We start from the raw sequence: 13,017 nt of genomic DNA on the forward strand, positions 1-13,017 counted from the left end.
GCCCCGGCCGGCGGGAAATTCACTCACGGGCGGCGCGGCCGTCAGTAGGTGGCGAGCCCCTTGCCGATCATCACGACACCGATGACCAGGAGGAGGGTGGCCATCACCGCCGCGTTGTTGGCGGTCAGCCACGCCTTCAGGTTGTTCAGCCAGCCGGTGACACTGTCGCGTGCCGCGAAGTAGGCGATCACCGGGACCGCGACCGTGCTCGCCGCGATGACCGTGAACACGACACCGGCGACGGTGAGGGTCACGCCGCTGACGCCGAGCTGGGCGACCGCGACGGCCGCACCGACGATCATCAGCAGGTTCTTCGGGTTCACGACGGACAGGAGCACCCCGAGGCCGAACGCCTTCCCGGGGGTCACCTTGTCGATCGCCGCGAGCCACGCCGGCATCTCCGGGGTCGCACCCGGCGCCGGACGGCTCTTCCACTGCTTCGCCGCGAGCAGGAGCAGCAGGACGCCGAGCACGATCTTGATCGTCGCGGCGGTGGGGTTGCCACCCGAACCGGTGCTGAGCCCGACGACGCTCGCGATCACGACGAGGACCGCGTACCCGCCGGCGATGCCCAGCACCCAGCCCGCGGTGAAGCTGGTCGCGGTGCCGCCGGCGTTCGGCGTCAGCAACATCAGGATGGCGGCGATGATCGGAATCGGACTGATCGCGACACCGAGCGCGAGCGGAAGGATGTCACCGATGGCTGTTCCCATGCTGCGGATGGTGTCAGCCGTCGCGGCAGGGCGAACCACCCGCAACGGGTGAGGATGGCGGGGTGCGGCCGGGCCGACCGAGATGCCATGCTCGTCACATGCAGCCGCAGCCGTTGACGTCGTCGTCACGCCCGACCACGTCGCGCAAGAACATGTCATGGGTTCCCGGCGGCACCTTCTGGATGGGGTCGGAGGACTTCTACCCGGAGGAACGGCCGGTTCACCAGGTGCACGTCGACGGCTTCTGGATGGACACGCACCCGGTCACCGTCGCCGAGTTCCGTCGGTTCGTGAAGGACACCGGACACGTCACCGTCGCCGAGACCGCCCCCGACCCGGCCGACTACCCGGGTGCGGACCCGACCGCGCTGGTCCCCGGCTCGCTGGTGTTCACCCCGCCGCCCGGGCCGGTGTCGCTCGACGACTACACCCGGTGGTGGTCCTGGACCCCGGGTGCCGACTGGCGGCACCCCGAGGGTCCGGGCAGCAACGTCGGTGGGCGGGAACGCCACCCGGTCACCCACATCGCGTACGCGGACGCGCTCGCCTACGCGCAGTGGGCCGGCAAGGAGTTGCCGACCGAGGCGGAGTGGGAGTTCGCGGCCCGCGGCGGTCTGGACCGCGCGACCTACGTGTGGGGTGACGAGTTCGCCCCCGGCGGCCGTCAGCAGGCCAACACCTGGCAGGGCCAGTTCCCGTGGCAGAACCTCGTCGAGGACGGGTTCGCCGGGACGTCCCCGGTCGGGTCGTTCCGCCCCAACGGGTACGGCCTCGTCGACATGGCCGGGAACGTGTGGGAGTGGACGACGGACTTCCACACCGGCGACCACAGCACGTCCGGTCGCAACCTCGCCCCGGCGAGTTCCTGCTGCATCCCCCGGAACCCGCGGGTCGAGGCGGCGATCACCCGCGACGGCGAGGTGTACCCGCGCCGGGTGATCAAGGGGGGATCGCACCTGTGCGCCCCGAACTACTGCCTGCGGTACCGCCCCGCCGCGCGGCAGGGGGAGACCGAGGAGACGTCCACCTGCCACGTCGGATTCCGTTGCATCGTCAGGGGCGACGGCCCGCAGCAGGGTTAGGCGACACCGATGCGGCACTGGCTGGAGAACGAGATCATCGCCCGCGGCCGGCTGCCGCTGCTGTTCTTCTTCCTCGGATTCATCGCCGGGTTCCTGTTCATCCGGTTCAGTGTCCGGATGATCCGCGCCGACGTCCGGTGGTGGCCGGGGAACGTGACCCCCGGCGGGCAGCACGTCCACCACGTCGTGTTCGGTGTCGTGGCGATGATCGCGTCCGGAGGCGCGATGATCGCGACCTACGAGGACGGCACCCAGGTGTCGGGTGCGGTGCTCGCGGCGTGCTTCGGGGTCGGTGCGGCGCTGGTCCTGGACGAGTTCGCGCTGATCTTCTATCTCAAGGACGTGTACTGGTCCGAGCAGGGTCGCGCGTCGGTGGACGCGGTGTTCGTCGCGCTCGCGGTGACCGGGCTGCTGCTGCTCGGGGCGCGGCCGGACGCGATCGTCAACCCGACGGACTTCCGGGACAACCCGGAGCCGTGGGTGCGGGCCGTGTTGGTGCTGTCGTCCCTGCTGAGCCTGGCGATCGCGGCGGTGGTGATCGCGAAGGGGAAGATCTGGACCGGGCTGTTCGGCCTGTTCTTCTCCCCGATGCTGCTTGTCGGCGCGATCCGGCTGAGCCGGCCCGGCGCACCCTGGGCGCGCTGGCGGTATCGGGACAAGCCGAAGAAGATGGCGCGGGCGATCACGCGGGAGAAACGGTACCGCCGGCCGATCGTCCGCGCGAAGATCTACGTTCAGGACCTGGTCGCCGGCAAGCCGAGTGTCGAACACGCCCGGCTCGCGACGGAGGCGGAGCTGGAGCGGACCGTGCAGCCCGCGCCGCCGTCCCTGCACGGCGCGCACGTCCGGCACTGACGGTGGATTTCTCCGTCGACCAGCCCGTCTGGCACAATTGACGGGTTGCCTGCACAGGCGCACCCACTCACTCGGAGTACGAACCAGCCGAGCACCGGGAAACCGGTGCCGCTCGGGTCCTCTGCTCATGCGAAGAAACGCAAGGATGGATCAACCGATGAACACACTGGACTTCCTGGACGCCCAGTCCCTCCGCAGCGACATTCCGGAGTTCCGTCCCGGCGACACCTTGAACGTGCACGTCAAGGTCATCGAGGGCTCGAAGGAGCGCGTGCAGGTCTTCAAGGGCGTCGTGATCCGGCGTCAGGGCGGCGGCATCCGCGAGACCTTCACCGTCCGCAAGGTGTCCTTCGGTGTCGGCGTCGAGCGCACCTTCCCGGTGCACAGCCCCAACATCGCGCAGGTCGAGGTCCTGACCCGCGGTGACGTCCGTCGCGCGAAGCTGTACTACCTGCGCGACCTCCGTGGCAAGGCCGCGAAGATCAAGGAAAAGCGCTGAGCTTCCGCTCGCGAGTGCGCTAGCTCTCGCTCTCGGTCGTGTTGGCCCGGCCCGGAATTTCCGGGCCGGGCCTTCCGCTTTCGAACGGCATGGCCCGAGGAGCCGGATATCGGAAGTGTGTAGACGCTAACCTGTTCCGGTGGTAGATACCCCGCAGGAATCGACGGCGCCCGGCAGCGGCGCCGATGGCCCCGACACACGGTCGGAGAGCCCCAGGAAGAAGCCCCGCTCGTTCTGGCGGGAACTGCCCGTTCTCATCGTCGTCGCGCTGCTGATGAGCTTCGTGCTGCAGACGTTCATCGCCAGGGTCTATCTCATTCCGTCCGAGTCGATGGAACCCACCCTGCACGGCTGCGCCGGCTGCACCGGCGACCGGATCCTCGTCGAGAAGATCGGCTACCACTTCGGCGACCCCAGCCCCGGCGACGTGGTCGTGTTCAAGGGACCCGACTCCTGGAACACCGAATTCAAGTCCACCCGCTCCTCGAACGTCGTGGTCCGGGGCTTCCAGGAACTCGGCTCCATCGTCGGTCTCGTCCCGCCCGACGAGAACGACCTCGTCAAGCGGGTCATCGCGACCGGCGGGCAGAAGGTCGAGTGCTGCGACGCCCAGGGCCGGGTCCTCGTCGACGGCAAGCCCCTCGACGAGCCGTACATCGTGTACGACTTCCCGTTCCATCCGGGCACCCAGGACTGCACGACCCCGATCAAGTCCGGACGCTGCTTCGGCCCGTACACGGTGCCGGAGGGCAATCTGTGGGTGATGGGCGACAACCGCAGCAACTCCGCGGACTCGCGCTACCACGTGGGGGACGAGTACAACGGAACCGTGCCGATCGACAACGTGATCGGCAAGGCCGTGGCGATCGTGCTGCCGCCGTCGCGGTGGGGCACGATCTCCTCGCCGAACCCCCAGACGAACTGACACAGCCGAATTGACCAGATGGCCACCCCGCACCGTCATCCGCAGAGCCGCCGGCCTGCGGACGATGGAGTCGGCCCTGATCCGCACCGGTCTCGGTCCGGTCGCCGGGGTCGACGAGGCGGGCCGGGGGGCGTGCGCCGGCCCGCTGGTGGTCGCGGCGTGCATCCTGGGGCCGAAACCGCACCGGGCCCTGGCCGGACTCGACGACTCGAAGAAGCTGACCGAGCGGGCCCGTGAGGAGCTGTTCCCGGCCATTCAGCGCCTCGCCCACGCGTGGTGCATCGTCGAGATCCCGGCTCCCGAGGTCGACGCGCTCGGCGTCCACGTCGCGAACATCGAGGGCATGCGCCGCGCGGTCGCGGGACTGTCGATGTCACCGGGATACGTGCTGACCGACGGGTTCCGCGTTCCCGGGCTCCCGGTGCCCTCGCTGCCGGTGATCGGGGGCGACGCCTCGGCGGCGTGCATCGCGGCCGCGAGCGTGCTCGCGAAGGTGTCACGGGACCGGACGATGGTCGCGCTCGATGCCGACCTACCCGGATACGGGTTCGCCGGGCACAAGGGCTACAGCACCGCCGTGCACACGGCCGCACTGGCCGAACTCGGACCGACCCACGAGCACCGGATGTCGTACGCGAACGTCCGTGCCGCCCTGCTCCCGGCGGCCCGGGCGGGTGAGATGTACACCGCCGCGATGGGTGCGGGATGATGGTGAGCCAGGGGCGGACGCGACACCGGGTCCGCGCGCACGACCGGACAGCAGGAGGACGACGAAACAGATGAGTGCCGAAGATCTCGAGAAGTACGAAACGGAGATGGAGCTCTCGCTCTACCGTGAGTACAAGGACATCGTCGGCCAGTTCGCCTACGTCGTCGAAACCGAACGCCGGTTCTATCTGGCGAACTCCGTCGAGCTGGTCCCGCACAACGCGGACGGGGAGATCTACTTCGAGGTGCGCATGGCCGACGCCTGGGTGTGGGACATGTACCGGCCCGCCCGGTTCGTCAAGCACGTCCGGGTGATCACCTACAAGGACGTCAACATCGAGGAACTCGAGAAGTCGGACCTGCGGCTGCCCGACAACGGACCGTTCGGATCCTGATCTCCGCGCCACCCGGGATCACGCCGCCGGGTCAGCCCGGCCGGACTCCGTTCTCGACGAAGACGGTGCGCAGCACGAAGGCCGCCTCGCCGCCGAGGATCTCCTCGACGAGCACCAGGTAGCGGTCGACGAACTCCGGGCCGTGCGGCGCCAGACCGGCGCCGTCCGGTTCGAGGTGGTGCGCAAGCTCGTGCAGCACGACCAGTTCCCGCAGTGCCCAGCGGGATTGGCCGCACACGACGGGCACGGCGAGGGTGGCGGTGGCGGGTTCGTAGTGCGCCGCCTTCGCGCCGGCACGAGCCCGCACCGTCACCGGTACCGCGGACCGCGGCCAGCGGGCACGGACCCAGTTCAAGGCCAGCACCCGGTCCGCGTAGTCCTGCACCGACTCCACCGACGCGAAGCGGCGCTCGACCGGCAGTGTCAGGTGCGAGCCGAACAGTTCGAGCTGCCGCCCCGTGCCCCGGTCGGCGCGGTCGAAGATCCCGCGCACGACCGATTCCGCGTCGTACACCAGCGAGCGTTGGTCGTCGCGGAGCCTCACGCGAGCCGCTTCCGGGCGCCGGGCAGTTCCGTCGAGGGGCCGAGGCGGGCGTCGCGGCCGGCGCGGTCGCCGGCACGGCGCGCCTTGTCCGACCGGGCCGTCGTCGCCTTCGCTCCACGCCACGTGCCGCGGGCCTGCGAGGTCCGCGAATAGAAGTCCCGCAGCTCGATCTGCTTGTCCCGCAACACGAGTGCGGTGCCGGTCGGTTCGTCTTCGGTGCCGGCGCCAACGGCGTCGGCCTCGGCGTCGCGTCGCACGGTGGCCAGCCGGTCGCCGATCCGGGCCGCGAACGCCAGCTGGAAGTTGAGGCGCGCGGTGACCCCGGCGACCGGGCGGTGCGCGCCCGACCGGATGTAGCCGTCGGAGGCGCGCACCATCTGCATCAGCAGGCTCGAGTACAGCGCCTGGCAGGCGTCGATGTCGGAGTCGAAGCCGTACGCGAACACCTGCGTCGAGTTGTGCGCGACGTCGCACTGCACGTCGTTGGCCGCCGCGATCGCGACGAACAGCTGCACGTACGTGCGCAGGCCCCGGCGGCCGGGCTCGCCGATGCGGATCGCGCGCTGGACCGGTGTCGCCCGGCGCTCCCGGGCCGCGGTGTGCGCGCGGGCGACCGCGAGGTCGATCGCGGTGGCGGTCGCGAGCCGCTGCGCGGCCTCCATGAACGCCTCCGCCTCGTGCGGGTTGTCGGTGGACTCCGCCTGCCGCAGCAGCCCGCCGATCCGGACCAGCATCTTCTCCGAGCTCACCCGCACGAGGTTAGCTGGCCGGTCCGACAGCGAGTGTTCACGTCGCCGGTCGAGCAGGGCACCGGCGACCCGTCCCCGGGTGGACCGAATTCCCATCGTGCGCACTCGGTGAGCGCGCTGTGACCTTCCGCTTGCGACGGCTGTCCACAGCCTCGATTTCCATCCACAGGCGCGGCGAAAGCCCAGGTCGGCCGGCGGGGACGGACGGCGGCGGGGTGCAGGGTCGTGCCATGGCACGAAACGTGGAGGTGGGGGCGCTCGGCGAGGAGTTGGCCGTCGGGCACCTGGTGGAACGGGGAATGGTTGTCCTCGCGCGCAACTGGCGGTGCCGGTACGGCGAGCTGGACGTGATCGCCGAGCGCGCCGGGACGGTCGTGTTCGTCGAGGTCAAGACCCGCACCGGGCGCGCGTTCGGGACTCCGGCGGAGGCGGTCACGTTCGCCAAGCAGGCGCGGATCAGGAGACTGGCCGGGTTGTGGCTGCGGGAGCAGGAGCGGGGCTGGGTGCGGGTGCGGTTCGACGTCGTCGCGGTTGTGCTGGCGCCGGGATGCCGGCCCGACGTGACGCATCTCGAGGCGGTGTTCTGATGGCGCTCGGACGCGCCCACTCGGTCGCCGTGCGCGGCGTCGAGGGCGAGCTCGTCGAGATCGAGGCCGACCTCGGGCGCGGGTTGCCGGGTGTGCACCTGGTCGGGCTGCCCGACACCGCGCTGCAGGAGTCGCGGGACCGGGTACGGGCCGCGGTGACGAACACCGGCGAGAAGTGGCCGGATTCGCGGGTCACCCTGGCCCTGTCGCCGGCGACGCTGCCGAAGGGCGGCAGCGCCTTCGACGTGGCACTCGCGTGTGCGGTCCTCGCGGCGGCCGGCGTCGTCCCGGTCGGAGACCTCGACAAGTCCGTGCTGCTCGGCGAGCTCGCCCTCGACGGGCGGCTGCGGACCGTGCGGGGGATCCTGCCCGCGGTGCTCGCCGCGAAGCATGCGGGGTGGACCACGGTCGTGGTGCCGCACGTCGCGCTCGCCGAGGCCGGCCTGGTCGACGGGATCGAGGTGCTCGGGGCGCGCGACCTGCGGGAGGTCGTGGAGTGGCTGCGCGGCGAGTTGGTGCTCGCCAAACCCGGTGCGGTGGACCGGGACCCGGAGCGGGAGGTGCCGGACCTCAGCGAGGTCGCCGGTCAGGAGGAGGCCCGAATCGCGCTCGAGGTCGCGGCCGCCGGCGCCCACCACCTGCTGCTCACCGGGCCGCCCGGCATCGGCAAGACGATGCTCGCGCAACGACTTCCCGGGATCCTCCCGCCGCTGAGCGAGGAGGAGTCCCTCGAGGTCACCGCGATCCACTCGGTCGCCGGCCTGCTCACCGCGGACCGCCCGCTGATCACCGACCCGCCGTTCGTCGCGCCGCACCACACCTGTTCGATCAGCTCGCTCGTCGGTGGCGGATCGGGGATGGCCCGGCCCGGCGCGGTCAGCCGGGCGCATCGCGGGGTGCTGTTCCTCGACGAGTGCGCCGAACTCGGCGTCAAGACCCTCGAGGCGTTGCGCACCCCGCTCGAGGACGGGGAGGTGCGGATCGCGCGCCGCGACGGCGTCGCCCGCTACCCCGCCCGATTTCAGCTGATCCTGGCCGCGAATCCGTGCCCGTGCGCGCCGCCACGAACCGAGGACTGCATCTGCGCGCCGACCGCGCGGCGGCGCTACCTGGGCAAGCTGTCGGGTCCGCTGATGGACCGGGTGGACCTGCGCGTGCAGATGTTCGCGGTGTCGGTCGGTGACCTCAACGGCGAGGCCGGGGAGAGCACCGCGGCGGTCCGGGCGCGTGTCGAGCAGGCCCGGGCCGCGGCGGTCGACCGGTGGAGCGAGTTCGGGTGGCGCACCAACGCCGAGGTGCCCGGTCCCGCACTGCGACAACGGTTCCGGCTCGGGCGGGACGCGCTGGCCGCGATGGAGCGGTCGCTGCGGGCGGGCGAGATCACCGCGCGCGGCGCCGACCGGGCACTGCGTGTCGCCTGGACCCTGGCCGACCTGGCGGGTCTGACGGTGCCGGGCGGGGACGAGGTCGGGCTCGCGCTCGGATTCCGCGACCGGTGGGGCGCATGAGCCCCCCGACCGACGCCAGGACGCTGGCGTGGGCGTACCTCTCGCAGGTGGCACTCGGACCGTGCGCGCCGCTCGTCGAGCTCGCGGCCGCGGTCGGCCCCGAGGCGGCCGCCGACGCCGTCCGGACCGCCGACCTGCCCGAGGTGCTGCGCACCCGTACCGAGGCCCGGCGGCACCTGGACACCGCCGAACGCGACCTCGACCGGCTGCTGCGGCTCGGTGGACGGTTGCTGACCCCGGACGACGAGGACTGGCCGGCGTGGAAGTTGCTGGCGTTCGACGGCATCGAGTCGCGCCGCGATCGCGAGGCCGCCGTCCCGTTGGCGCTGTGGACCCTCGGGGCCGCCTCGGTGGCGGAGCTGACCGACCGCGCGATCGGTGTCGTCGGTACCCGCGCCGCCACCGGCTACGGCGAACACGTCACCACCCAGTTCGTCGACGATCTCGCGGGCGCCGGCTGGACCGTCGTGTCCGGCGCGGCCTACGGGATCGACGGGGTCGCGCACCGGGCCGCGCTCGCCGCCGGCGCCCCGACCGTCGCGGTCCTCGCCTGTGGGCTCGACCGGGCGTACCCGGCCGGGCACGCGCGGCTGCTGCGGGACGTCGCCGACACCGGCCTGGTGCTCAGTGAGTATCCGCTCGGCACGACTCCCGCCCGACACCGGTTCCTGGCCCGCAACCGCCTGGTCGCCGGGCTGTCCGACGCCGTTCTCGTCGTCGAGGCCGGCGCCCGCAGCGGCGCCCGCAACACCGCGGCCTGGGCGGCCCGGTTGGGGCGCCCGGTGCTCGCGGTGCCGGGCCCGGTCACCTCCGCCGCGTCGGTGGGCTGTCACCGGATGATCCGCGAGGGAACCGCGCAGCTGGTGGCCCGCGCGGCCGACGTGATCGAGTCGGCGGGCCCGGTCGCGGTGGGTGACGACGAATCCGGGCCGGTGCGCCGGCTCGACGTGCTCTCGGCGACCGAGGCCCGGGTGTACGAGGCGTTGCCCACGGCCGGACCGGTCGCGGTGCGCGCGCTCTCGGAGTCGTCGGGGCTGCCGCTGGCGGCGGTGCGGGGCGCGCTGCCCGCGTTGGAGCTGGAGGGACTGGTCGGGCAGGACGACACCGGCTGGTTCCGGCGGACTTGAGAAGTGGGGCTCGGGGTCCCGGTGTGTCGATGTCCCGAATTGTCGACGTCGGAAGAAGGGGGAGACCGTGACGAAGTCGCGACGTGACGTGGGGTGTTGGATCGTCAAATGCAACCCCGGCGTCCGGGATTGCTTCGGCAGCCTCGGCGACGGTGCCGGTGCGCCGGCGCGGATGGTTTCGGGCCGGTGGAGTCTGAGCGCCCGGTCGGCTCGCACCGCACTGATCGAGAGTGGCGACCTGGTCGCGTTGTGGATCACCGGACCGCACGACCCCGGCATCTACGAATTCGGGAGGGTCACGAGCGACGGGGCACTCGACTGGCCCGAGGGATTCGACGCCGAACACGCGGTCGACCGGGAGAAGGCGGCGTCGCCCTGCAGTGGCGTCGAGTTCGACGCGGTCCGGCTCGATCGTGGATCGCAGCTGCCTCGCGCGGTGATGGGGGCGACGCCGGTGTTGCAGCGGTGCGAGCAGTTTCGCGCGCCGCGGATGTCGAACCCGAGCTTCCTGACTCCCGACGAGACCGCCGTGTTGACCGGCCTGCTCGCGGACCGGGTGCCGGCCGGTCTGATGTCCCGGGTCGGGTGGAACCCCGGGTGACCGGCCGGCCGAACGGGTCAGCTCCGGAACTGCGGGCAGACGTGGGCGAGGGCGGCGTCGGCGATCTGCCGGGTGCCGTCGCTGTCGTCCCCGCGGGCCATCATCTCCACGTAACCGTTCCAGTCCGACCACGCGCCGGTGGCCACCGCGGACGGCTTCAGCTGCTCGTAGGTGTCGCAGAAGGTGTGACCGGTGGACACGATCGCGGCACGCTGGGCGCGCAGGCCGGGCACGGTGGCACCGTCCGCCGCGGTGCGGTCGGCCCAACGGGACTGTCCGCACACGGCTTTCGCGAACTCGGCGTCGCCGCCCTCGGGGACCGCGGTGAACACGCTGCTCGCCGCGACGTGCTGGACCTGCGCGGCACGGGACTCCTCGAACTGGGCGGCGAGCCGGCGGTACACGTCGTCGGGATCGCCCGCGGGCTGCGGGCGGGCCGCGTCCACGATCTCCTCCGCGGTCGCGTTCGGGAGGGTGGCGTCCACACACCCGGTGTCCGCGGCCGCGCCGGCCTCGGACGTGGACGAGCAGCCGGTCAGTACGGCGGCGGCGACGAGCAGGACGGCGGGCGCGATGCGGCGAGCGAGATTCATGATCCTCCGATGGAACGGGCTGCGACCGAAGGAGTATGGCAGCCGCCTCGATGCGGGTGAACCGAATCGTGGCCACCGGACTCGGCTCCGCCGAACGGCTATAGTTAGGTAATCCTAATAAGTGGAGGTTCTGGATGACACGACCGACCGTCACCCTCACGGTGCTCCGCACCGAGTACGTCACCCCACACCTGGTGCGCGTGCACCTCGGCGGCCCCGGGTTCGACGAGTTCGTGCCCAACGGTCACACCGACGCCTACGTGAAGCTGGTGTTCGGCAGCGACGCCGAACCGGTGCTGCGGACCTACACGGTCCGCCGCATCGACGACGGGAACCGGGAGATTGCAATCGATTTCGTCGTCCACGGCGACGAGGGGATCGCGGGGCGATGGGCGGCCGCCGCGAGCGCCGGGGACGAGCTGCGGCTCCGTGGCCCCGGCGGTGCCTACGCTCCGCGCACCGAGGCGGACTGGCACCTGCTCGCGGGGGACGAGTCCGCGGTCCCGGCGATCGCGACCGCGCTCGAGGCCCTGCCCGCCGGTGCGCGGGCGCAGGTGTTCGTCGAGGTCGCCGGCCCGGACGACGAGGTCGAGCTGCGCACAACCGCCGACGCGGCGGTCACCTGGATTCACCGCGGCGGCGGCGCGAACGAGGTCGGCGACGACCGCGCCGGAGACAACGCCCCGCTGATCGCCGCGGTCCGTGCCGCCGACTGGTGGCCGGGGCAGCCGCACGTGTTCGTGCACGGCGAGGCGCACACCGTCATGCACGGGCTGCGTCCCTACCTCCGCAAGGAACGGGGGGTGCCTGCCGAGTGGGCGTCGATCTCCGGCTACTGGCGTCGCGGCCGCACCGAGGAGGGTTTCCGGGTGTGGAAGTCCGCGCTCGCGGACGCCGAACGCGGGCGCTGACCGGTCCGGGCACTACCCGGCGGCGACCTGCGCGGGCTCGGCCGGAGCGTCGACGCCCTGCGCGGGCGGGCGGGTCAGGGTGAGCAGCGAGAGCAGCGCGATCACCGCGCAGACCAGGATGCTGGTCGCCATGCCGGCCGCCGACCCGCCGACCAGCGGCGACACCAGTGCGGCCAGCCCGAACTGTCCGGCACCCATCACCGCGGACCCGGTACCCGCCGCGTCGGGCACCTGCGACTGACCGAGCGCGGTCGCATTGCCCATCACGAACCCGATCGCGGACGTCATCACGAACAGCAGGGGCAGCACCACGACCCGGTCGGTGCCGCCGACCGTCACCTCGAGGACCAGAGCCAGGCCCGCGGCGGTGAGGAGCAGCACACCGAAGGTCAGCATCTGCCGGGCGTGGAACCGCCCGATCAGGCGGGTGTTGACGATGCTGCCGAGCACGATGCCGATCGAGTTGACGCCGAACGCGATCGAGAACTGGCCGTAGGTGAGCCCGAGCACGTCCTGCAGCACGAACGGTGACGCCGAGATGTAGGAGAACAGCGCGCCGAAGCCGAACACGAACGTCGCCGCGTAGCCGACGAACCGGCGGTTGCCCAGCGCGTAGCGCGTGTTGCGGGCCAGCGCCGACAGCCCGCCGCCGTGCCGACGCTCCGGGGCGAGGGTCTCCGGGACCAGTGTGAGAACGCCGACCACCATCACGACCCCGGCGGCGGCGAGGACCCAGAAGATGCCGCGCCACCCGATCGGCCCGAGCAGGGCGCCACCGGCGATCGGAGCGACCACCGGTGCGACACCACCGATGATCATCATGATCGAGAAGAGCTTCGCGGCCGCGTCCCCGCGGGCGCGGTCGGCGATCACCGCACGCGCCAACACGATCGCGGCGCCGCCGCTCAGGCCCTGCAGCAGCCGGGCCGCGATCAGCACGCCCGCCGACGGCGCCACGGCGCACAGCACGCCGCTGACCGCGAACGCGACGGTGCCGCCGAGCAGCAGTCGGCGCCGACCCCAGCCGTCGGAGAGCGGGCCCACGATCAGCTGCCCGATGCCCAGGCCCGCCATGAACGTCGTCAGCGTCAGCTGCACGGTCGACGTCGACGTGCCGAGATCCTCGCCGAGTCGGGGGAGGCCCGGCAGGTACATGTCCGTCGCCAGCGGTGCGATCGCGGACAGCAGCGCGAGGGTCAACAGCATCGGTATCGATATCG

16 protein-coding genes are annotated in these 13,017 nt (G+C 71.7%); 11 read left to right on the top strand and 5 right to left on the bottom strand.

The window, feature by feature from the left end:
- Positions 1-41: 41 nt before the first annotated feature.
- Positions 42-713 (bottom strand): GAP family protein, encoded by a 672-nt coding sequence (locus ABD951_RS07815; protein WP_345343303.1) that lies wholly within the window; start codon positions 711-713, stop codon positions 42-44.
- A 152-nt stretch (positions 714-865) separates the two neighbouring features.
- Here ABD951_RS07815 and ABD951_RS07820 point away from each other — a divergent pair, with 152 nt between their 5' ends.
- The 6 genes from ABD951_RS07820 (at position 866) to ABD951_RS07845 (ending at position 5,177) form a co-directional block, all read left to right on the top strand.
- The gene (locus ABD951_RS07820) at positions 866-1,795 is read left to right on the top strand and encodes a formylglycine-generating enzyme family protein (RefSeq protein WP_345343928.1); all 930 of its coding nucleotides are present in this window, start codon (positions 866-868) and stop codon (positions 1,793-1,795) included.
- A 9-nt stretch (positions 1,796-1,804) separates the two neighbouring features.
- Positions 1,805-2,650, top strand: a complete 846-nt coding sequence (locus ABD951_RS07825) for a hypothetical protein (RefSeq protein ID WP_345343305.1) — start codon at positions 1,805-1,807, stop codon at positions 2,648-2,650.
- 157 nt (positions 2,651-2,807) lie between these two features.
- Positions 2,808-3,149: a 50S ribosomal protein L19 gene (gene rplS / locus ABD951_RS07830; protein WP_345343307.1), complete on the top strand. Its 342-nt coding sequence runs from the start codon at positions 2,808-2,810 to the stop codon at positions 3,147-3,149.
- Between the two features lie 139 nt (positions 3,150-3,288).
- Positions 3,289-4,074, top strand: coding sequence for a signal peptidase I (gene lepB / locus ABD951_RS07835; protein ID WP_345343309.1), 786 nt, complete (start codon positions 3,289-3,291; stop codon positions 4,072-4,074).
- A gap of 10 nt (positions 4,075-4,084) precedes the next feature.
- Positions 4,085-4,783, top strand: a complete 699-nt coding sequence (locus ABD951_RS07840) for a ribonuclease HII (protein WP_345343311.1) — start codon at positions 4,085-4,087, stop codon at positions 4,781-4,783.
- A gap of 70 nt (positions 4,784-4,853) precedes the next feature.
- On the top strand, positions 4,854-5,177 hold the full coding sequence (locus tag ABD951_RS07845) for a DUF2469 domain-containing protein (protein ID WP_345343313.1): 324 nt from the start codon (positions 4,854-4,856) through the stop codon (positions 5,175-5,177).
- A 31-nt stretch (positions 5,178-5,208) separates the two neighbouring features.
- Here ABD951_RS07845 and ABD951_RS07850 read toward each other — a convergent pair whose 3' ends face one another.
- Together ABD951_RS07850 and ABD951_RS07855 are read right to left on the bottom strand one after the other, a co-directional pair.
- Positions 5,209-5,721, bottom strand: coding sequence for a TIGR04338 family metallohydrolase (locus tag ABD951_RS07850; protein ID WP_345343315.1), 513 nt, complete (start codon positions 5,719-5,721; stop codon positions 5,209-5,211).
- Entirely contained in the window at positions 5,718-6,470 is a 753-nt protein-coding gene (locus ABD951_RS07855; RefSeq protein WP_345343317.1) for a DUF2786 domain-containing protein, read from the bottom strand. Before ABD951_RS07855 ends, ABD951_RS07850 begins: the two co-directional genes overlap by 4 nt.
- A 230-nt stretch (positions 6,471-6,700) precedes the next feature.
- On the opposite strand from ABD951_RS07855, the gene ABD951_RS07860 reads away from it, so the two are divergent.
- The 4 genes from ABD951_RS07860 to ABD951_RS07875 all read left to right on the top strand — a co-directional run bounded on the left by ABD951_RS07860 (position 6,701) and on the right by ABD951_RS07875 (position 10,293).
- Positions 6,701-7,057 (top strand): YraN family protein, encoded by a 357-nt coding sequence (locus ABD951_RS07860; protein WP_345343319.1) that lies wholly within the window; start codon positions 6,701-6,703, stop codon positions 7,055-7,057.
- A complete protein-coding gene (locus tag ABD951_RS07865; RefSeq protein ID WP_345343321.1) occupies positions 7,057-8,565 on the top strand; it encodes a YifB family Mg chelatase-like AAA ATPase in 1,509 nt (502 codons plus the stop codon). Before ABD951_RS07860 ends, ABD951_RS07865 begins: the two co-directional genes overlap by 1 nt.
- Positions 8,562-9,692 carry a DNA-processing protein DprA gene (gene dprA / locus ABD951_RS07870; protein ID WP_345343323.1) on the top strand — a complete coding sequence of 377 codons (1,131 nt, stop codon included), beginning with the start codon at positions 8,562-8,564 and terminating at the stop codon, positions 9,690-9,692. Before ABD951_RS07865 ends, dprA begins: the two co-directional genes overlap by 4 nt.
- Positions 9,693-9,759: 67 nt before the next feature.
- On the top strand, positions 9,760-10,293 hold the full coding sequence (locus ABD951_RS07875) for a hypothetical protein (RefSeq protein ID WP_345343325.1): 534 nt from the start codon (positions 9,760-9,762) through the stop codon (positions 10,291-10,293).
- A 17-nt stretch (positions 10,294-10,310) separates the two neighbouring features.
- Here the strand turns inward: ABD951_RS07875 and ABD951_RS07880 are convergent, their stop codons facing one another.
- Positions 10,311-10,886, bottom strand: a complete 576-nt coding sequence (locus ABD951_RS07880; protein WP_345343327.1) for a hypothetical protein — start codon at positions 10,884-10,886, stop codon at positions 10,311-10,313.
- A gap of 134 nt (positions 10,887-11,020) precedes the next feature.
- Here ABD951_RS07880 and ABD951_RS07885 point away from each other — a divergent pair, with 134 nt between their 5' ends.
- A complete protein-coding gene (locus ABD951_RS07885) occupies positions 11,021-11,797 on the top strand; it encodes a siderophore-interacting protein (protein ID WP_345343329.1) in 777 nt (258 codons plus the stop codon).
- A gap of 12 nt (positions 11,798-11,809) precedes the next feature.
- On the opposite strand, the gene ABD951_RS07890 is transcribed toward ABD951_RS07885, so the two are convergent.
- The gene (locus tag ABD951_RS07890; protein ID WP_345343331.1) at positions 11,810-13,003 is read right to left on the bottom strand and encodes a multidrug effflux MFS transporter; all 1,194 of its coding nucleotides are present in this window, start codon (positions 13,001-13,003) and stop codon (positions 11,810-11,812) included.
- Positions 13,004-13,017: the final 14 nt, after the last annotated feature.

The sequence above is a fragment of the Rhodococcus olei genome (genome assembly GCF_039540555.1).
Taxonomy (GTDB): domain Bacteria; phylum Actinomycetota; class Actinomycetes; order Mycobacteriales; family Mycobacteriaceae; genus Rhodococcus_G; species Rhodococcus_G olei.